General features: G+C 37.3%; 21 protein-coding genes. All 21 read left to right on the top strand.

What is annotated here, in order from left to right; genetic code table 11:
* Position 1 precedes the first annotated feature (1 nt).
* The 21 genes from Epro_RS03940 (at position 2) to panC (ending at position 18,803) form a co-directional block, all read left to right on the top strand.
* Positions 2 to 721 carry a sugar-binding protein gene (locus Epro_RS03940; RefSeq protein WP_052570689.1) on the top strand — a complete coding sequence of 240 codons (720 nt, stop codon included), beginning with the start codon at positions 2 to 4 and terminating at the stop codon, positions 719 to 721.
* Positions 718 to 1,068: a hypothetical protein gene (locus Epro_RS03935; RefSeq protein WP_052570688.1), complete on the top strand. Its 351-nt coding sequence runs from the start codon at positions 718 to 720 to the stop codon at positions 1,066 to 1,068. The genes Epro_RS03940 and Epro_RS03935 overlap by 4 nt, the downstream gene beginning before the upstream one ends.
* 37 nt (positions 1,069 to 1,105) lie before the next feature.
* Positions 1,106 to 1,606 (top strand): DUF6803 family protein, encoded by a 501-nt coding sequence (locus Epro_RS03930; RefSeq protein WP_052570687.1) that lies wholly within the window; start codon positions 1,106 to 1,108, stop codon positions 1,604 to 1,606.
* A gap of 111 nt (positions 1,607 to 1,717) precedes the next feature.
* Positions 1,718 to 2,932, top strand: a complete 1,215-nt coding sequence (locus Epro_RS03925) for an argininosuccinate synthase (protein WP_052570686.1) — start codon at positions 1,718 to 1,720, stop codon at positions 2,930 to 2,932.
* Positions 2,933 to 3,065: 133 nt separating this feature from the next.
* Positions 3,066 to 4,424 carry an argininosuccinate lyase gene (gene argH, locus Epro_RS03920; RefSeq protein WP_052570685.1) on the top strand — a complete coding sequence of 453 codons (1,359 nt, stop codon included), beginning with the start codon at positions 3,066 to 3,068 and terminating at the stop codon, positions 4,422 to 4,424.
* Entirely contained in the window at positions 4,421 to 5,581 is a 1,161-nt protein-coding gene (locus Epro_RS03915) for a TolC family protein (protein WP_052570684.1), read from the top strand. The genes argH and Epro_RS03915 overlap by 4 nt, the downstream gene beginning before the upstream one ends.
* Positions 5,568 to 6,521, top strand: a complete 954-nt coding sequence (locus Epro_RS03910) for a patatin-like phospholipase family protein (protein WP_052570683.1) — start codon at positions 5,568 to 5,570, stop codon at positions 6,519 to 6,521. The genes Epro_RS03915 and Epro_RS03910 overlap by 14 nt, the downstream gene beginning before the upstream one ends.
* Positions 6,514 to 7,542, top strand: a complete 1,029-nt coding sequence (locus tag Epro_RS03905) for a tetratricopeptide repeat protein (protein WP_052570682.1) — start codon at positions 6,514 to 6,516, stop codon at positions 7,540 to 7,542. The genes Epro_RS03910 and Epro_RS03905 overlap by 8 nt, the downstream gene beginning before the upstream one ends.
* 48 nt (positions 7,543 to 7,590) lie before the next feature.
* Positions 7,591 to 8,829: a diaminopimelate decarboxylase gene (gene lysA / locus Epro_RS03900; protein WP_052570681.1), complete on the top strand. Its 1,239-nt coding sequence runs from the start codon at positions 7,591 to 7,593 to the stop codon at positions 8,827 to 8,829.
* Positions 8,830 to 8,907: 78 nt separating this feature from the next.
* A complete protein-coding gene (dapF, locus tag Epro_RS03895; RefSeq protein ID WP_052570680.1) occupies positions 8,908 to 9,720 on the top strand; it encodes a diaminopimelate epimerase in 813 nt (270 codons plus the stop codon).
* A gap of 249 nt (positions 9,721 to 9,969) precedes the next feature.
* Entirely contained in the window at positions 9,970 to 10,845 is an 876-nt protein-coding gene (gene dapA / locus Epro_RS03890; RefSeq protein ID WP_052570679.1) for a 4-hydroxy-tetrahydrodipicolinate synthase, read from the top strand.
* Between the two features lie 306 nt (positions 10,846 to 11,151).
* Complete coding sequence (locus tag Epro_RS03885; protein WP_052570678.1) at positions 11,152 to 11,376, top strand: hypothetical protein; 225 nt, start codon at positions 11,152 to 11,154, stop codon at positions 11,374 to 11,376.
* 262 nt (positions 11,377 to 11,638) lie between these two features.
* The gene (locus Epro_RS03880; RefSeq protein ID WP_052570677.1) at positions 11,639 to 12,493 is read left to right on the top strand and encodes an abortive infection family protein; all 855 of its coding nucleotides are present in this window, start codon (positions 11,639 to 11,641) and stop codon (positions 12,491 to 12,493) included.
* 97 nt (positions 12,494 to 12,590) lie between these two features.
* Complete coding sequence (locus tag Epro_RS03875; protein ID WP_052570676.1) at positions 12,591 to 13,364, top strand: DUF5677 domain-containing protein; 774 nt, start codon at positions 12,591 to 12,593, stop codon at positions 13,362 to 13,364.
* A gap of 276 nt (positions 13,365 to 13,640) precedes the next feature.
* The gene (locus Epro_RS03870; protein ID WP_052570675.1) at positions 13,641 to 13,937 is read left to right on the top strand and encodes a hypothetical protein; all 297 of its coding nucleotides are present in this window, start codon (positions 13,641 to 13,643) and stop codon (positions 13,935 to 13,937) included.
* The gene (locus tag Epro_RS07095; protein ID WP_158409000.1) at positions 13,840 to 14,175 is read left to right on the top strand and encodes a hypothetical protein; all 336 of its coding nucleotides are present in this window, start codon (positions 13,840 to 13,842) and stop codon (positions 14,173 to 14,175) included. The genes Epro_RS03870 and Epro_RS07095 overlap by 98 nt, the downstream gene beginning before the upstream one ends.
* 83 nt (positions 14,176 to 14,258) lie before the next feature.
* Entirely contained in the window at positions 14,259 to 15,035 is a 777-nt protein-coding gene (dapB, locus tag Epro_RS03865; protein ID WP_052570674.1) for a 4-hydroxy-tetrahydrodipicolinate reductase, read from the top strand.
* Between the two features lie 284 nt (positions 15,036 to 15,319).
* Positions 15,320 to 16,480: an LL-diaminopimelate aminotransferase gene (locus tag Epro_RS03860; protein WP_052570673.1), complete on the top strand. Its 1,161-nt coding sequence runs from the start codon at positions 15,320 to 15,322 to the stop codon at positions 16,478 to 16,480.
* Between the two features lie 126 nt (positions 16,481 to 16,606).
* A complete protein-coding gene (folK, locus tag Epro_RS03855; protein ID WP_158408998.1) occupies positions 16,607 to 17,125 on the top strand; it encodes a 2-amino-4-hydroxy-6-hydroxymethyldihydropteridine diphosphokinase in 519 nt (172 codons plus the stop codon).
* A 47-nt stretch (positions 17,126 to 17,172) separates the two neighbouring features.
* Positions 17,173 to 17,973 carry a 3-methyl-2-oxobutanoate hydroxymethyltransferase gene (gene panB, locus Epro_RS03850; protein ID WP_052570671.1) on the top strand — a complete coding sequence of 267 codons (801 nt, stop codon included), beginning with the start codon at positions 17,173 to 17,175 and terminating at the stop codon, positions 17,971 to 17,973.
* Complete coding sequence (panC, locus tag Epro_RS03845) at positions 17,970 to 18,803, top strand: pantoate--beta-alanine ligase (protein ID WP_052570670.1); 834 nt, start codon at positions 17,970 to 17,972, stop codon at positions 18,801 to 18,803. Before panB ends, panC begins: the two co-directional genes overlap by 4 nt.
* The last annotated feature ends 5 nt before the right edge of the window (positions 18,804 to 18,808 follow it).

Below are 18,808 nucleotides of genomic sequence, written 5' to 3'. Positions count from 1 at the left end.
AATGGAAATAAAAAAGTTTTTAATTGTTTTTGCTGCAGTTATTGTTTTTCAGTCGTGCGGAAAAGCTGAAAGTTATTATTATGCTCAATATACGGCTGACGATATAACAATTGACGGGCAGGCAGATGAATCTGCTTGGCAAAAAGCAAAATGGTATCCGATAAATCAATTATATATCGGGCAAGAGCAGGCAGATTATTCCGGCAGATTTAAAATTCTTTGGAAAAACAGCGTTCTTTTTCTTTTTGTAGAAATTACAGACAATATTTTAACAAACTCTATTGCAGACGGTTTTGAAAATTATTGGCAGGGCGATTGTATTGAAATTTTTATAGACGAGTCAAATTCAAAGCAAGATCATTACCAAAATAACAATGCTTTTGCGTATCATATTTTGCATACCGGCGAAGTTATAGACATAGATGCCGACGGGCAAGGCAAAATTTTCCCCGATACCGCAAATTTTAAAGTTTTAAAATCAGGTGAAAAATATACATGGGAAATAGCTTTAACCGTTTACGACAATACGTATAATCCGAATTCAAACTTGCACGAAAAATCAAAAGTGAAACTTACCGCCGGTAAAAAATTAGGTTTTACCGTTGCTTACGGCGATAACGACGGCGACGGCAGAGAATCGTTCCACGGCAGCACGCCAAATCAAGGCGATTCCGGTTATATTACATCTGAAAAATTCGCAACGTTAGAACTTGTAAAATGAATAAATTAAAAAAAATTGCGGTTGTTTTATTTTGCGCGTTTTCTGTTTTTAGCGGCGCAAACGGTTTTGCTTTTGCAAAAACGCAAGATGTAACAACTTTGCAGCAAACTATATCTGTTGCAAATTCTGAATGTAATCATGAAACTCAACCGCAAAACTGTGAAGACGCAAAAACTTCAATTGTAGATTTTTGCTGCTGCGGAGCGTTTGGCGTGTGCGGTACTGCTGCTTGCAGGGCAGAAAACATCGTCGCTGATAAAAAAATTAAATTTCAAACTTCTTTATACTGCTATAATTTTATCTTGAATATCTATCATCCTCCTAAGAATAATTTCCGAAATATATAATCAATCAATATCAAAAAAATATTTTAGGAGTTTTTCAATGAATATGACTCATTATATGGAATTATTGGCTTCAAACCAGCCGTGGAATCTTTTATTTTTTATGGCTGTTCCCGTTATATTGGCAGAAACGCTTGCCATCAGCGAACTTTATTTGTTATACACCAACCGTTTCAAAGGCGGACTTCGCAAGCTTAATAAATTTGTCGGTATTACGGTAGGAATTTATTTTGCAGGCGTAATAATTTATTTGCTTAATAATGTCGTTATACCAATTACCCAAAACGGGCAGTGGCGCGGGGTTATAGACGTTATAGCGGTTGGAACGTATTTGCTTAGCGGCATACCGCTATTGTTGGTAGCGTTGCTTGAGCTGGGAATTTTCGCGAAGAAAAAAACTGAAAAATATAAATTGGCGCTGCACATTACTTTTATAGCGTTATTTTTAATATTCGGACACGTCGCAATGATTACCGGCATGGTAAATCCTGATATATTCGGCAGTAAAGCCGTGCAAACTTCTCATGCGCATTTAGATTAAATTTCATGTCTGTTTAGTCATAAGCAAAGTAGCGGCTATTTTGACTGAAATAGCCGCTATTTTTGCTATAATAATAACGACGAAATTCATCTTTTACAGGAGATATTTAAAATGGCAAACGACGGTTCTATTAAAAAAGTTGTGGTAGCTTATTCCGGAGGGCTTGATACTTCTATTATTTTGTCGTGGATTAAAGAAAATTATAAGGCTGAAGTTATAGCTGTTTGCGTGGATGTCGGTCAGGGAAAAGAGCTTAAAGGTTTGAATGAAAAAGCCAAAAAAACAGGCGCTTCAAAATCTTACATTATAGACGCAAAAAAAGAGTTTGTTACGGATTATATTTACCCTGCGATAAAAGCCGACGCTTTATATGAAAACAAATATTATCTCGGCACCGCGCTTGCAAGACCTGTAATAGCGGAAAAAATCGCGGAAATTGTAATAAAAGAAAAAGCCGACGCTGTTTGTCACGGCGCGACCGGAAAAGGCAACGATCAGGTTCGTTTTGAACTTGCGTTTAAAGCTTTAATACCGAACGTAAAAATTATTGCTCCGTGGAGAGAATGGAATTTGCGCTCGCGCGAAGATGCTATAAATTACGCTAAAAAAAGAGGCATTCCCGTTCCCGTAACAAAAGCAAAACCTTATTCTTCCGACGCAAATCTTTGGCACGTTTCCTATGAAGGCGGCGTTATGGAAGACATGAAAAACGAATACGACGAGTCAATGTTTAAAATGACGGTCTCGGCGCAAAAAGCTCCGAATAAACCCGAGTATTTGTCTATAGCTTTTGAAAAAGGCGCGCCCGTAGCCGTTAACGGGAAAAAACTTGCTCCCGTAGAGCTTGTTTCAAAATTAAATGAAATTGCCGGCAGAAACGGAATCGGCAGAGTGGATATGATTGAAAACCGCCTCGTAGGTATGAAGTCCAGAGGCGTTTATGAATCTCCGGCTGCAACGGTTTTGTATTGCGCCCATCAGGAACTTGAAGAACTTGCTTTAGACAGAGACACGCTTCACTACAAACAAGAACTTGCTCACAAATGGGCGGAACTTGCTTATTACGGTTTGTGGTTCTCGCCGTTAATGGATGCGCTTAACTCTTTTGTTGAAAGCACTCAAAAATATGTAACCGGCACAATAAAATTAAAACTTTACAAAGGCAACATTACTCCTGTTTCCAGAGAAGCAAAATATTCTCTCTACTGGGAAGAACTTGCAACTTTTGAAAAAGACGAAGTTTATAATCAAAAAGATGCGGAAGGTTTTATAAATCTTTGGGGACTTCCTACGAAAGTAATAGCAATTAAACGTAACAAAAAATAGGCGGCTTGTTTTTTGAGTTTATGCTGCGTTGCGCTTAGGTTTACGTGTTTAACACGCTTCATCGTCGCGCGCTTTGTCTAAACTCAAAATACTTTACCGCAACAGCAGACTTCTGAAATATGAAGGCGGGAAAATGAAAAATATTGATTTTGAACAGTTTATCGGCTCTTTTGCTTTTGACACGCGTCTTGCCGAAGTTGATATTACCGGCTCTATAGCGCACGTTGAAATGCTTGTAAAATGTAAAATTTTAAAACAGACCGACGGAAGCAAAATTATCGCAGGTCTTAATTCAATTTTGAAAAGTCTTAAAAAAGATTGGACTCTGCCCAAAGAAGAAGATATTCATTACGCGGTTGAAAAAGAGTTAACTCGTCGCATAGGCGCCGTCGGCGGAAAAATGCATACCGCAAGAAGCAGAAACGATCAAGTCGCTACGGATCTTCGTCTTTATTTGAGACAAGAAACAGACAATATCATCGCTTTAATAAACGAGTTTCAAACAACAATCATTAAAAAATCCGAAGAAAATATTAATGTAATTATGCCGGGCTTTACGCATTTGCAGCCGGCGCAGCCTGTTTTGGCGGCGCATCATCTTTTGGCTTACGCGTGGATGCTTGAGAGAGATAAAGAAAGACTTACCGACTGCCGCAAAAGAATTAACGTGTTGCCGTTAGGCAGTGCGGCTCTTGCCGGCACTTCGTTTAAAATAGACAGGCAATACAGCGCAAAACTTTTAGGCTTTGACGGCGTAAGCGAAAATTCTTTAGACGGCGTAAGCGACAGGGATTTTGCTGTAGAATTTGTTTTCTGCCTTTCAACAATAGCTTTGCATCTTACAAGGTTTTGCGAAGAAATAATTTTGTGGATGAATCCGGAATTCGGATATATTAAAATTGCCGATAAGTTTACATCCGGCTCTTCAATAATGCCGCAGAAAAGAAATCCGGACTGCGCGGAAGTTATAAGAGGAAAATCAGGAAGAATATTCGGCGATTTGTTTGCGTTGCTTACAATAGTTAAATCTTTGCCGCTTGCATACAACAGAGATTTGCAGGAAGATAAACCGCCTGTGTTTGACGCCGTTGATAATGTAAAATTGTGCGTGGAAGTTATAAACGAAATGATAGTCACTTTAAAATTTGATAAAGCAAAAACCTTAAAAAGTACGGAAAAAGGTTTTATGGCGGCTACTGAAATTGCAGATTATCTTGCAAGAAAAGATATTCCTTTCAGAGAAGCGCACGGCGTTGTTAAAAGCATAGTTGAATACTGCATTAAAAATTCCAAAACTTTAAGCTCCTTGTCTTTGCAGGAGTACAATAAATTTTATCCTAAAAAATATCCTATTTTTGACGATGATATTTTTAAATTTATAGATTTGCAAAACATTGTCGCTAAAAAAACGTCCGAAGGCGGAACGTCGGTTAATTCCGTTAAAAAACAAATATCGCTGTTAAAAAATATTGTTAAACGGAAACAAAAATGAGAAAAATTTTATTAATTTTTACGTTTATATTCGCGCTTCAAAATCTTTTTGCCGCAGAAACGGGTTTTGAAAGAGTTTTAACGCAGGAGTCCAGCATTCAAACGGCTCTTGCCATAAATCACGACGTTTTAATACAGGCGCAAAATGTAGAGTTTGCAAAACAGAGAATAAACGAGTCCAGCGCGCTTTATTTTCCCAGAATAGATTTTAATTTTAACGCTTCTGGTTTTGATAACACTTCGCCTATTATTCTCTCCGGAGATTTTGCTCCTACTCCGGTTTTTTTGCCGGACACAAATAGAAGTCTTTATTATGTTACAAGAGTGTCGGCGTGGCAAACCATTTACGCCGGCGGAAGAAACCGCGCAACAAATAAACTTGCAATAATAAATTTAGATAAAGTAAAAAATGAAGAAAATCTTATAAAGTTTCAGGTTACGGGAAAAGTAAAAACAATTTTTAACGATTGTCTTTATTACAAAGAAAAACTGAAACTTTATAAATCCGCAACAAGCGGATTAACGCCAAAAGAGCGCGCGGCAAAAATAAGTATAGCGCAGTTTAATTACGATAAAGCGCTTATAAATTTGCTTGCCGCCATCGGGCTTGATCTTGATACTTTGGCGGATGTTTCCGGAGTATTTAAAGCGAAAATAAAAGAGGTAACTCTTAATCAGTGTTTGCTTTTGGCTTACCAGTTTAAACCTGAAATGCAAATTACGCAAAATCAGGAAATAATGGACGATCTCGGCGTAAATCTTTTGTCTATGCAGCGCTATCCTACAATTTCAATAGGCGCCGCGCAGGAATGGACGGGGGAGAAAATCGTCGGCGAAGGCGTTAATTCAAATTGGTATATTTCGGCAAATGTAAATATTCCACTATTTGACGGCGGAGCAATGTTTGCAAGAGCCAAACAGGGCAAAATAAATTTAAGAGCTTCAACTTTAAAAAGATCAAAAATAGAAGAGGCGGTTCGTCTTGCGGTAAACAAAGCGTTTTTAGAATATAATTTTTGGAAGAAACAAGCCGCCGAACAAAAGTTAATTGATAAAACGGAAAAATTTTCCGAAGCGGAACTTGATATTATAGACAACCTAAATAAAAGCTACTATACGCTTGAACTTGCGGTAGGAGTTCAGCTTGATTCGTATTAGCGTAATATTTGCCCTTCTTGTAAGCCTTCTTGCCGCGCCTTCTTACGCGTCTGTTTTTGATTTGGACGAAGAAGAGCTTGCGGTAAATATTTTGTGGAACAGATTTGAAAACCTTCCTAAAGAAAAAAGACCTAAAGTTGCCGTTGTTCTCGGCGGCGGCGGAGCCAGAGGTTTTGCTCACATAGGCGTTTTAAAAGTTTTTCGCGAAGAACAAATCCCGGTAGATTTAGTTGTAGGCACAAGTATAGGTTCCATTGCAGGGGCGTTTTTTTGCGCGGGTATTTCCATGTCAAAAGTAGATGCTCTTGCAAAACATATGAGTTGGAGCCAAATATCAAATTTTAATATTCCGTCTCTTGCGGTTATGTTTTTAAGCGACAAACTTTTATCTAACGAGAAGCTCGTCAAATTTTTAAACGACTCTATGGGCGACATTACTTTTGACCAGCTTCAAACCCCTTTAATTTGCGTAGCTACGGATTTAAATACCGGAGAAAGAATTCTTTTAAGAAGCGGCAGCGTAAGTTTTGCCGCAAGAGCAAGCTCTAATATTCCCGGACTTTTTGAACCTGTAGAGTATAAACAAAGATATCTTGTTGACGGCGGAATCTCTGAAAACATTCCCGTAAAAGTGGCTCAAATTTATAAACCCGACGTAATAATAGCCGTTCCGGTTCCGGCGGACATAACTAAAAATTCTACCGATAATGTTTACATGACGCTTATGCAGGCAATATATATTCAGGGACAATCCATAGATCAGGAAGAACTTCAAAACGCGGATGTTTTAATAAGACCGAACGTCGGCGATATAAACGCTATAGACATGGAACATGCATATCAAGCCGTGGACAAAGGTTTTTACGCCGCGCAAAAATCTCTTAAAGATATTAAAATAAAAATAATAGAAAAAACGCAGGAGAAATACTTGCTTGAATAAAATATTTGCGGCAATTATATTTACGTTATTATTTATAACTTCGGCGGCTTACGCCGATGACGTTTCCGGCGTTGCCGTCAGCGAAAGCATAAAAACGGAAATAGACGCTTTGGCGGAAAAAGTTAAAACGGCTAAAGGGCAAAAGCAAAAAAAAATATTGATGACCGACCTTGCCGAAACTCTTGTTAAAATTGGAAATTCCGACGGGGCTATAGATTTATATAAAGAAATTTTAAACGGGAATTTGTCTAAAAAAGATCAATTTGATTACAACGTTAAAATCGGAGATTTATATTATTTAAAAAAAGAATACGCTTCAACTTTAAATTATTACTCTGCGGCGCGGGCGCTTTACGAAAATAACGCGGAAGTAAATCTGAAAATCGGCAACACATTTTTAAGCAGCAATCTTTATACTCTTGCCGAAAGAAATTTTTTGGAAGTTCTTTCAAGAAATAAACGTTCTGATTATGCAAAAAGAAGGCTCGGAGACGTTTATTTAAAGCAGGATATGTATCTTAAAGCCATAGAATATTATGAGTCGGTAGATCACTTTTATATTAACAGAGAAACCGTCATCAATATGGTTGCTTGTTACAGAAATTTAAACAATTCGCAAAAAGCAGTAAATCTTATAAATAACAGTTTGCGCTATGACGACGACGCGGAAATTTTATTTTTATTAGGAATGTTATATTTTGACGAAAAAAAATATAAAGAAGCCGAAGGCGCTTTCTTAAAATCCATAGGAGTAAATTCTTCAAATGCTACCGCTTATATATATCTTGCCGTGGTTTATGAAAGCGTTTCGGAACTTCAAAAAGCCAAAGAGTTTCTTGATAAATCCGCAAAAATTAATCCGGCGCTTGCCGTAACGGATTTAATGCGCGCGAGAATTTCTTATAAAATGAAAAATATCTCTGCTGCAAAGGTTTATGCAAAAAACGCATACGCTAATGCAAAAACCCCTTTTCTTCAGGAACAAGCGCAGCGAATGACGGATTTCTTCAATGGCAAATAGCGTCGTGTTTTTATATAATAACTTCAATTAAACTTCAGAGAGGAAGCAATGTTAAGTTTTAAGGGAAAAGACCTTTATGTTGAAAATGTGAAATTGTCCGATATAGCAAAAAAGTTTGGAACAAGCACATACGTTTATTCAAAAAATCAGCTGATAAAAAATTTTCAAAACTATAAAAATGCTTTGACAAAAGACGGCATTATATGTTTTGCCTGCAAAACAAATTCTAACGCCGCTATTTTAAAAATATTGGCAAAACTCGGCGCCGGCGCGGACACCACTTCTGGCGGAGAAATTTACAGATGTTTAAAAGCCGGATTTAATCCTTCAAAAATAGTTTACGCAGGAGTAGGCAAAACCGCCGAAGAAATTGAATACGCGTTAAAAAATAAAATTTTAATGTTTAACGTAGAATCGCTTGAAGAGCTTGACCTTATAGACAAAATAGCCGGCAAATTAAAAGTAAAAGCAAAAATAGCTTTCAGAATAAATCCGCACGTTGACCCTGATACGCATTCGTATATAACCACGGGGAAAAAAGGCACAAAATTCGGCATAGCTTACGACGATGCCGTAAACGCTTACGTAACGGCAAAAAAGAAAAAAAATATTATAATTTCCGGCATTCACAGCCATATAGGTTCGCAAATTCTTGAAACAAAATCATTTGCGCTTGCTGCAAAAAAAATAAATAAAATCGTAAAAGATGTTGAAGCAAACGGCATAAATATTGAATACATAGATTGCGGCGGCGGGCTTGGCATTGAATACGTTAAAGGCGAAAAACCGGCAACGCCTAAACAATTGATGAGTGAAATTTTTCCGTTATTTGATAAAGATAAAAAATTTATTTTTGAACCCGGACGCTCCATAACCGCAAGCGCGGGACATTTGCTTGCAAAAGTAATTTACAGAAAAATTTCCGGCGGAAAAAGTTTTCTAATTACAGACGCGGGAATGAACGATTTAATAAGACCCTCATTTTACGACGCGTATCACGAAATTATTCCCATAAAACGGACGTCGGCAAAAAAAGTTAAAACCGACGTTGTAGGTCCAATCTGTGAAAGCAGCGATTTTATGGGTAAAGACAGAATGCTGCCGGTTGTTGAACAAGGCGGCTGTCTTTTAATAAAAGACGCAGGCGCATACGGCGCGGCAATGTCGTCCCAATACAATTCCAGACCGCTGCTTGCCGAAGTGTTAGTTGACGGCAACAAAGCCACGCTAATAAAAAGACGCGCCGCGTATGAAGATTTGCTGTTGAATGAGACAAGTAGTAAGTAAGAAGGAGTAGGGAGCAAGTAAGGACGAACGGTGGACGGGATATTTGTTGCTGCTTTAAATAATAAAGGATAGATATATATGCAAATAAATTTTTCAAAACTTACGGCGGCAGGGAATGATTTTGTTTTAATAGATAATAGGGAAAATATAATTTCCGCTAAAGATTATCAGTCTTTGGCCGTAAAGCTTTGCGATAGGAAATATTCAATTGGCGCCGACGGTTTAATACTTCTTGAAAAAAGTTCGTCGCATGATTTTAAAATGAAATATTTAAATTCCGACGGGTCGCATGCCAGCATGTGCGGCAACGGCGGGCGTTCTATTGCAATGTTTGCTTACGAAATAGGCGCTGCAAAAGAAAAAATGATTTTTGAAACCGACGCAGGCATAATAGCCGCAGGCATAATACCGGGCAGCAGAGTTAAGCTTGATCTTTACAACCCGAAAGATTTAAGAAGAAATATTAAACTTGAAATTGAAGGCGAAAAGTTTGATATAGATTTTATTGACACCGGCGTGCCTCACGCGGTAATTTTTGTTGACGATATTGAAAAGCCCGACGTATTCAAATACGGCAGAGCAATAAGACTTCATAAAGAGTTTGCTCCCGCAGGAACAAATGTAGATTTTGTCCAGCCAACTAAAGACAACACTATTTTAGTGCGCACTTACGAAAGAGGCGTTGAGGGTGAAACTTTAGCTTGCGGCACCGGCATAATTGCTTCGGCAATTATTTCCGGACTAAAAGGTTTAGCAGAATCTCCGGTAAAAGTTATAGCAAGAGGCGGCGACAATCTTTCGGTATCTTTTAAAACTGAAGCTGAAAAAATAACAAACGTAATTTTAGAAGGACCTGCGATAATTTCTTTCACAGGCGTTGTGAATATTTAAGGTTGGCTAATTCCTCTTTTTAAAAAGAGGTGGTAGGCAAAGCTTGACGGGTATTTAGTAGTTGTTGTTTGTCTGTCATTTTGAATTTATTTCAGGATTGGTCATTTTTTACAGCAGGTGCTGAAATAAATTCAGTAAAAATATAAAAAAGTAATTAACAATTGATAAATGACGGTTGAGAATATCAATATAGTTATAAATTCTTCATTCTCAATTCTCCATTTTTAATTGCAACCTTGGAGGGTTCCTATGTTTTCCGGAGTTTATACAGCTTTGATTACGCCGTTTAAAAACGACAAAGTTGATTTTGATGCTTTTGGCGCTTTAATAGAAAGTCAGTATAAAGCAGGCGTTAACGGTATTGTGCCGTGCGGAACAACCGGCGAGTCGCCCACGCTTTCTTACGAAGAGCACGAAGCCGTAATAGAGTTTGCCGTCCGAGCCGCAAAAGGAAAAATGAAAGTTCTTGCCGGCACGGGTTCTAATTCTACCGACGAAGCAATACATTTTACAAAGTTCGCAAAAAAAGCCGGATGCGACGGAGCGTTGGTTGTTTCACCGTATTACAACAAACCTACGCAAAAAGGTTTGTATCTGCATTTTAAAACTATCGCAGACGCGGTAGATATCCCGATAGTTGTTTACAACATAGCAGGAAGAACAGGCGTAAACGTAGAACCTGCCACGCTTGCGAAACTTACAAAAGACTGCAAAAATATTATAGGCGTAAAAGAATCGTCAGGCTCGTTAGACCAAATGAGCGCAATTAAATCTTTATCGCCAAACATAGATTTAATTTCCGGCGACGACGCGTTAACGCTTCCGCTTCTTTCGGTAGGCGGCTGCGGCGTAATTTCCGTTCTCACAAACATCGCCCCCGCAGAAGTTGTAGCCTTAGTAAAAGCCTTCAACGCCGGCAACATTAAAGAAGCCGCAAAAATACACTACAAATTACTCCCCATAACAAAAGCAATGTTCATAGAAACCAACCCAATCCCGGTAAAAACCGCCGCCGCCTTACTTGGAATATGCCAATTAGAACTAAGACTCCCAATGTGCGAAATGGAAGAAACCAACAAAGCCAAACTTGAAAAGGCGCTGAGGGATTTTGGGCTGTTGAAATAAAAATATAAGTTCTCAAAACTAAAGAATTCAGTTGACTGCAATTTTCAGTCAACTGAATTCAAAAACTTCCTATAGAAATTATAGTTGTAAAAAAGAGAACAAAATGAAAAAATATTTAGGGAGCAGCTCTATGTAATAGCACCTCGCTTAAGAGCACCATTTGATAGATTTTTTCAATGTGTCTAAAAAAGTAATTTTCGAAAAATCATAAATTTATATAGTTATCAATAGATATAAAAAAATTTGAAAGATATATAATGGAAAGAATATTAGCGAAAAATGAATCTTTTAATCAATGGAATAATTATGATAGAAAAAGTGTGTAATTATACCCATAAGTCTTTTAAGAATTATACAAATCCGGGTGATTTAAAATTCAAACAAAAAAATATAATCTTTGCCTATAACGGTAAAGGTAAAAGTTCTTTGGTGCTTGGAGTTAAACGAGAATTTTTAAAAGATACTACAAAGACTGACGATGGTTTGAGATTTAAAGCTACAAAAACAACTCCGACAAAAGCCAATGAATAAATTATTGGTCAAGTGTTATTCAACAGAGCTTGTAATCAAATTTCGGACGATAATAAAACTAAAATAGGTCAATTATTAAATGTTTGCAATGTTTTATCGCATAATTTATCAAGAAATCCAGATGAAATTTTAAGCTCTACAAAATTTTTAATGAAGAGAATTGAAGATATAGATAATAATCATTTTAATAGCAATAAGGTATAGACTGAATATATTTGTTTTAGGAATAAAAACCAGATAAGGAATACAGGAAAAATAAAATATGACAAAAGAAAATTTAATACTTGATAACTATATAAAAAAGATCAATTATCCACATTATGAAATGGAAAAATTATATATAGATCTTTATGAAGAATTTTCTGATAAATATAAAATAATATTTTCATATTTCCATCAAGAGTTAAATAAGCTGTTTGAGTTTATGAATTATAAGATTACTGTTAATCGCCATTTTAATGCTGAAAGTAGTCGTGTTTTAATTACTATGAATACTATGATTATAGATCTTGTTAAAGCGCTAAAAAAAGAAAGTGTTGAAATTATAGTGAACGATAGCTATAAAGCGATTTTAGGAAAATGTTCTAAATTCTTATCTAATTCTGGCGGGAGTACAATACCTGACACATTTACCAAAATTGATATCATACTATATGACCCAATTTTTTATATAAATAATGCTACTATGCATCAAGCCAACTCTGTTAAAGAATTGTTTAATTCTGAATATATGAATCAGCAAATAAGCGTGATGATAGATTCTATACATACAAATACTGCTGATGCTATTGGAAAATCAAAAGAATTGATAGAGACTTGTTGTAAAACAATTTTAGCAACAGATGATAAATCTTTAGATATTCCTGCCTTAATGAAAAAAGTAAAAGGAAAATTAAATTTAAATTCCAAAAATGAATCTGTAAATAAAATTATTGGTAATTTATCTGGGGTTGCGGCAGGGATCGCGGAACTACGTAACGCAAAAGGAACAGGGCATGGTAAGAATATCGTAAAATTTAAACCTCCAAGTAAAATAGAAGCACAGTTATCCGTTGATGTTGCTATAGCATTAACACGTTTTCTTTGGTGTTTATATGAATCAAAAAACGTGAGGTAAAGTAACTTTTGATGAGTCATGGTGATGGAGCATTACTCATTTAAAGTAAGCAGAAAATTTTAAGAAATGAACATAATAAGAAGGTAGTAAATGATTTATGACGAATTTTGAAACAAATGACAAAATCGAAATCATTCGTGATTTCGTGCCTATGCCGCAACCGCAGTTTAATAATAACGAACATGCAATACGATATATAATATGGAATCTGTATAATCGTGTTTGTGAAGCGCTCGAATCATTTCTGGTATTACTGGATAATCAGCGATATTATGATGCATTTATAATTGCCGGACATGCGTTGGAAACTTGTAGTGTGTTAAGTTATATCAAAGATAATGATGCTGAAGCTGTACAACTTGAAAAATACAATAGATACATAGCAGGTTCTGCTGTTGGGCGTTTGATTGCCATACTTGAGATGGGTTCTAACCTTGAACAAGACTCTACATGGAATGCGTATGTGGCGGTACTAAAAATATTTTATCCTGTAGGGGCGAGTATAATTAAAGTAACTAATGATGTTGAAGAAAAACACAAAGAAGTTGGTGAAAAAATAAAATTTCGTATCGGTGCAAATGCAGAAAAAATTAAACTGTTAAGAGATTCTTATAAAATACCACGTATTACAGGTTATATAGCTGCATTTTCAAAGAATATGGATAATATTGATGATGGTGAGTTTTTTCGCTACTATACAAAATATTGTAATTATAAACACAGCAATATGTTAGCTCCAGGTGCATTGGCAGGCGATATTGATGCTGAAGAGATTGACTACTTCCTTGATTTAGTACTTGGTATTATACTCTATCTGAAAAAATTCAAATTTACACAGTGGGCAGTGAAATTGCCATCTTTTTACAAATAAATATAATATGCAAGTTTTTGTCAGAAGGATGTAGTGAATTATAAGAAATCAACAAAATTGCTATTTTAGTGATACCTCCTTTAATCAGCTTGCAGAAACTCTGCAACTTTGCATATGGTGGAAAACCATTACAAAATTTCAACCTATTTTTCTCATAAAACCTGCCTATCTCAAATCTCTGATTTTCAACAATAAAATGTCTTTCTACATTTATATAAGCTATAATAGAGCAGTAAGGCAATGGTTCTTATCATTAGCTTTAAAGGGAGTTTTAAAATGGAAGACAAGGTTGCTTTGGGGTTGGTGGCGCAGTTGGGGGCGTTGGTTGAGGAATTGAAAAGATTAAACCAAAATATTGAAAAAATGAATTCGCAAAAGCCGCAGGAAAGAAGTTTTTCTCCGAGAAGTTTTGGCGGGCATGGCGGCGGGTTTGGTAAAAAGAGTTTCGGCGGTTTTCATCGTGAAGGCAGACACGATGACAGAGATGAAAAAAGATCTGACTTTGCCGGCAGAGAAAGTCGCGGCGGGCGCGGAGATTATAAGAAGTTTTTCAAAAAGAAAAAAAGTTTTTAGGATTGTAGGAACAAATCAATATTATTTAAAGGAAACGCTTTGGCACTTTGTGTTAAGGCGTTTTTTTTATTTTGCAGATGTGGAAATAACGGCAAATATCCCGTCAGGCTTTGCCTTACAACCCTTTTTATTAAAAGAGGAATTAAAACTGCATGACTACTTTGAATTACCGCTTGTTTTCGCTGTGCTGCAACGCAGTAAGTTTGCTTGCAATGGCAGATATAATCTATATAAATAATTGTCAATCCGCGTCATATTTTGTAAAATGACACAACGGTGTTTTTTATGCCGTTGTTTTTATTTTTTTGCAAACGGGGTACGATGATGAAAATAATTATATGCGGAGCTGCGGGTAGAATGGGGCAGGCTATTTTGTCTGTTGCTAAAGCTGATGAAAACGTTCAGGTTGTCGGGGCTTTTGAATATGACGGAAGTTCCGCAATTGGCAGCGGCACGCCGCGGGTTGCGCCAATTAGCGATTTGGAAAAAGTTTTGCCGCAGGCGGACGCTTTGATAGATTTTACAAGTCCGGACAGCGCTTTGAAAAATTTGAAAGCTGCAAAAAAATATAAAATCCCCGTAGTTATAGGCACCACCGGTTTTATTGACGAACAAAAAAACGAAATAGCTGAAATTGCAAAATCAATTCCTGTTGTTATGTCGCCGAATATGTCTATTGGCGTTAATCTTCTTTTTAAACTTGTTGACGAAGTTGCGAAAAAAATTCCGGATTACGATATAGAAATAGTAGAGCTTCACCACAATAAGAAAAAAGACGCTCCTTCGGGAACTGCAGCCAAACTTGCCGAAGTTGCCGCTAAAGGCATAGGTAAAAAAATTGAGTCCGTCGGAGTTTACGGCAGACACGGAATTATAGGCACAAGAAATCAAGATGAAATCGGCGTTATGTCTGTAAGAGCCGGCGATATAGTCGGCGATCACACAGTTTATTTTGCAGGTCCCGGAGAAAGAATAGAGCTTACCCACAGAGCGCACTCAAGAGATACTTTCGCAGCAGGAGCAGTTAGAGCTGCAAAGTGGCTGAAAGGGAAACAACCGGGGCTTTATGATATGCAGGATGTTTTGGAACTGAAGTAGGCGCTTCGTCTTTTGAGTTTATGCGTCGTTGCGCTCAAGCTCACGTGCTTAGCACGCTTCGCCGTCGCGCGCCTCGCTTAAATTCAAAATACTATGCGCCCGACAATTACGAATTTAACGACATATGCATTTTGTTTGTCATCCTAAACTTGATTCAGGATCCACGGTTGCTAAAAATAAATATGCTGAAAGCGTGAGTAGTGAAAGACAATATTTGGTAAAAATGGATTTCGGTTTTCACCGCAATGACAAGGTATAACTAAAATAATATACAGGAGTTTTCAATGGAAATTCGTTACAATGAAAAATTAAAGAAGTTGCCGCCTTATCTTTTTATTGAAATAGACAGAAAGAAAAAAGAAGCTATTGAGCGCGGTGCGGATATAATTTCTTTGGGCGTTGGCGACCCTGATTTGCCGACTCCGGAGCATATAATTAAGTCAATGCAGTCCGCTGTTGCAAAACCTGTAAATCACCAGTATCCGTTCGGCGCGGGGCTTTTGTCTTACAGAAAAGCTGTTGCGGATTGGTATAAAAGCAGATTCAATGTTGAAATATCCGCCGATGAGGTTTGCGCTTTAATAGGTTCTAAAGAAGGTATCGGACATATTCATCTCGGTTTTATTAATCCGGAAGATGTTGTTTTAATACCTGAACCCGGATACCCTGTTTACAACACCGGCACAATTTTTACCGACGGCGTCCCTTACTTTATGCCGCTTCTTGAAAAGAATAATTATCTTCCGGATTTAGACGCAATTGCGGCTGACGTTTTAAAGAAAGCTAAAATTATTTTTGTTAATTATCCTAACAATCCTACGGCAGCCGTCGCCACGAAAGAGTTTTACGAGAAGCTTATAGATTTTGCAAAGAAGAATAATATTATTGTTGCTGCGGACGCGGCGTATTCCGAAATTTATTATGATGAAAAACCGATAAGTTTTTTGGAAATTCCCGGCGCAAAAGAAGTAGGCGTTGAATTTCATTCGCTTTCAAAAACTTATAACATGACAGGCTGGCGCATAGGCTGGGTTGCAGGAAATAAAGATATTGTAGCAGGCGTGGCAAAAGTAAAAGACAATTACGATTCAGGCGTTTTTCAAGCTGTTCAGGAAGCTGCAATTACCGCGCTTACCTCGTCGCAAAAATGCGTTGAAGACGCAAGAAAAATATACAAAGAACGCAGAGACGCGCTTGTTGAAGGTTTGCAAAAATTAGGCTGGGACGTAAAACCGCCTAAAGCAACATTTTATGTTTGGGCGAAAGTTCCCAAAGGTTATACGTCGGCGCAGGCAGTTTCAAAACTTCTTGACGAAGCCGCAATAGTTTGCACCCCCGGCAACGGCATGGGAAAAAGCGGCGAAGGCTACGTGAGATTTGCGCTTACCGTAGGCGTGCCGAGAATTAAAGAAGCGGTGGAAAGAATCGCAAAACTTAAGTTTTAATGCATCATATGCATTGCGAGGAAGAAAGCAACGCCTTCCGACGCGGCAATCCAGAGACTGGATTGATTTGCTGTCTGCGGCAGTTCGCAATGACAAAATGAAGGCAGCTTGTTGATGATAAACAAAATGAAACATAAAATATTTTTAGGTTTAGGGTCAAATATAGGCGATAGGGCGGAAAATATAATTTCCGCTCTTTCTATTTTGCAAAGCAGCGGATTTGTAAATATTCAAAAAATTTCATCTTTTTACGAAACTTCTGCAGTTGGTCCGAAGCAGAGGAAATTTTATAATGTTGTTGTTCAAGCGCAAACAAATTTAACTCCGCAAAATTTGCTTACTCTTGTAAAACAGACTGAGGTTATTCTCGGTCGCAAACCATCGGGCAAATGGCTGCCGCGCGTTATAGATATTGATATTTTATTTTACGGACGGTCGGTAATAAACTCTCAACTCTCAATTCTCAATTCTCAATTGCCGTTAATAGTTCCTCATAAAGAGATTGAACATAGGCTTTTTGTTTTAATTCCTTTGGCGGAAATTGCGCCGAATTTTGTTCACCCTGTTTTAAACAGAAAAATCAATAATATTCTAAAAATCAATTCATTGACACTTTTAAACCAAAAGGTTAGAATTACTGCATAAGACAAAGCGAAAAGTGGAATTAACGACAAAGACAAATATAAAAAATTATGAACAAAAAAACAGTTTCTACTATTTCCAAGATGAAAAAAGACGGGCAGAAAATAACGATGTTAACTTGCTATGATTATGCTATGGCAAAACTTGTGTCATCTCAGGATATAGATTCTCTTTTAATAGGCGATTCCCTCGGCGTTGTGAAACTTGGTTACGAAAACACGTTGCCGGTTACGGTTGATGATATGATTTATCATACAAAAGCAGTTAAGAGGGGAAACGCGCAGGCGCTGATTGTTACCGATATGCCTTTTATGTCTTATGAAATAACCGCTTGCGAAGCTGTGCGCAATGCCGCAAGAATTATAAAAGAAGGCGGCGCGGAAGCCGTAAAAATTGAAGGCGGCATTGAAATATTAGATAAAGTAAAAGCTATTTTAGACGCAAAAATACCTGTAGTAGGACATCTCGGTCTTACGCCGCAGGCTATAAATAAATTCGGCGGACATAAAGTTCAGGCAAGACAAGACGAGGCGCAAAAAAAGTTAATTGAAGACGCCAAAGCTTTGGAAAAAGCCGGAGTTTTTGCGATAGTTTTAGAGGCGGTTCCGGCGGATTTAGGCAAAAAACTTTCTGAAACTCTTTCAATTCCAGTAATAGGAATTGGAGCAGGTAAAGATTGCGACGGGCAGGTTTTGGTTATTGACGACATGCTTGGAATGTTTACGGATTTCACGCCTAAATTTGTTAAAAAGTATGCTAACGTCGGAGAAACGGTAAAAGAAGCGGTAAAAAATTATATAGACGAAGTGCGCTCGGGAAAATTTCCTTCACAAGAGAATACCTATAAATGAAAATTATAAGAAAAGTTTCCCAAATGCAAAAAATTGCGCTTAAATATTTCCAAGACGGCGACGAAGCGGGTCTTGTGCCTACAATGGGCGCTTTGCACGAAGGGCACGTTTCATTAATAGATAAATCAGTCCGCAACGACGATATAACAATTGTGTCAATTTTTGTAAACCCTACGCAGTTTGGTCTTAATGAAGATTATTTAAAATACCCGAGACCGTTTGAAAAAGACGTTGCAATATGTAAAAAAAATCATGTGGATTATATTTTTGCGCCTTCCGTAAACGAGATGTTTCCGGCGGCGCATAAAACTTTTATTGAAGTTAAACAGATGCAAGACGTGTTGTGCGGTTCTTTTAGAAAAGGGCATTTTCGCGGCGTGGCTACCGTTGTGGCAAAATTATTTAACATAACGTTTGCCGAGCGCGCTTATTTCGGAATGAAAGATTTTCAGCAGTTAAAAATAATAGAGCGCATGGCGAAAGATTTAAATTTCAGAACGAAAATTGTGCCTTGTCCGGTTGTTAGAGAAAAAAGCGGCTTGGCATTATCAAGCAGAAACTCTTATTTAAGTCAAAAAGAAAAAAATGACGCCGTCCAAATTTCAAAAATATTAAAAGAAGCAAAAAAGAATTTCAGTAAAAATAATGTTAGCGCAGTCTTGAAAGACGCCATAAAAAAATTAAATAAAATTTCCGGTTCAAAAATTGATTATGCCGAAATTTTAGACGCTAATACTTTAAGCCGCGCTGATAAAGCCTCAAGAAATTTTATTTTTGCCGTCGCTGTGTGGGTAGGCAAAACAAGACTTATAGATAACGTTGTCCTATAGGAGGA

Origin of the sequence: Endomicrobium proavitum (genome assembly GCF_001027545.1) — a bacterium.
Taxonomy (GTDB): Bacteria; Elusimicrobiota; Endomicrobiia; order Endomicrobiales; family Endomicrobiaceae; genus Endomicrobium; species Endomicrobium proavitum.
Note: the sequence above shows the minus strand (reverse complement) of the source record. Positions and strands in the feature narration are given on the sequence as shown.

Coding starts and splice junctions, on each gene's coding strand:
- dapB (WP_052570674.1), top strand. CDS start 14,259: ATGATGAAAATAATTATATGCGGAGCTGCGGGTAGAATGGGGCAGGCT.
- dapA (WP_052570679.1), top strand. CDS start 9,970: ATGTTTTCCGGAGTTTATACAGCTTTGATTACGCCGTTTAAAAACGAC.
- Epro_RS03860 (WP_052570673.1), top strand. CDS start 15,320: ATGGAAATTCGTTACAATGAAAAATTAAAGAAGTTGCCGCCTTATCTT.
- Epro_RS03915 (WP_052570684.1), top strand. CDS start 4,421: ATGAGAAAAATTTTATTAATTTTTACGTTTATATTCGCGCTTCAAAAT.
- Epro_RS03880 (WP_052570677.1), top strand. CDS start 11,639: ATGACAAAAGAAAATTTAATACTTGATAACTATATAAAAAAGATCAAT.
- Epro_RS03925 (WP_052570686.1), top strand. CDS start 1,718: ATGGCAAACGACGGTTCTATTAAAAAAGTTGTGGTAGCTTATTCCGGA.
- Epro_RS03875 (WP_052570676.1), top strand. CDS start 12,591: ATGACGAATTTTGAAACAAATGACAAAATCGAAATCATTCGTGATTTC.
- Epro_RS03885 (WP_052570678.1), top strand. CDS start 11,152: ATGATAGAAAAAGTGTGTAATTATACCCATAAGTCTTTTAAGAATTAT.
- panB (WP_052570671.1), top strand. CDS start 17,173: ATGAACAAAAAAACAGTTTCTACTATTTCCAAGATGAAAAAAGACGGG.
- argH (WP_052570685.1), top strand. CDS start 3,066: ATGAAAAATATTGATTTTGAACAGTTTATCGGCTCTTTTGCTTTTGAC.
- Epro_RS07095 (WP_158409000.1), top strand. CDS start 13,840: ATGACAGAGATGAAAAAAGATCTGACTTTGCCGGCAGAGAAAGTCGCG.
- folK (WP_158408998.1), top strand. CDS start 16,607: ATGAAACATAAAATATTTTTAGGTTTAGGGTCAAATATAGGCGATAGG.
- Epro_RS03940 (WP_052570689.1), top strand. CDS start 2: ATGGAAATAAAAAAGTTTTTAATTGTTTTTGCTGCAGTTATTGTTTTT.
- Epro_RS03930 (WP_052570687.1), top strand. CDS start 1,106: ATGAATATGACTCATTATATGGAATTATTGGCTTCAAACCAGCCGTGG.
- dapF (WP_052570680.1), top strand. CDS start 8,908: ATGCAAATAAATTTTTCAAAACTTACGGCGGCAGGGAATGATTTTGTT.
- lysA (WP_052570681.1), top strand. CDS start 7,591: ATGTTAAGTTTTAAGGGAAAAGACCTTTATGTTGAAAATGTGAAATTG.
- Epro_RS03935 (WP_052570688.1), top strand. CDS start 718: ATGAATAAATTAAAAAAAATTGCGGTTGTTTTATTTTGCGCGTTTTCT.
- panC (WP_052570670.1), top strand. CDS start 17,970: ATGAAAATTATAAGAAAAGTTTCCCAAATGCAAAAAATTGCGCTTAAA.
- Epro_RS03870 (WP_052570675.1), top strand. CDS start 13,641: ATGGAAGACAAGGTTGCTTTGGGGTTGGTGGCGCAGTTGGGGGCGTTG.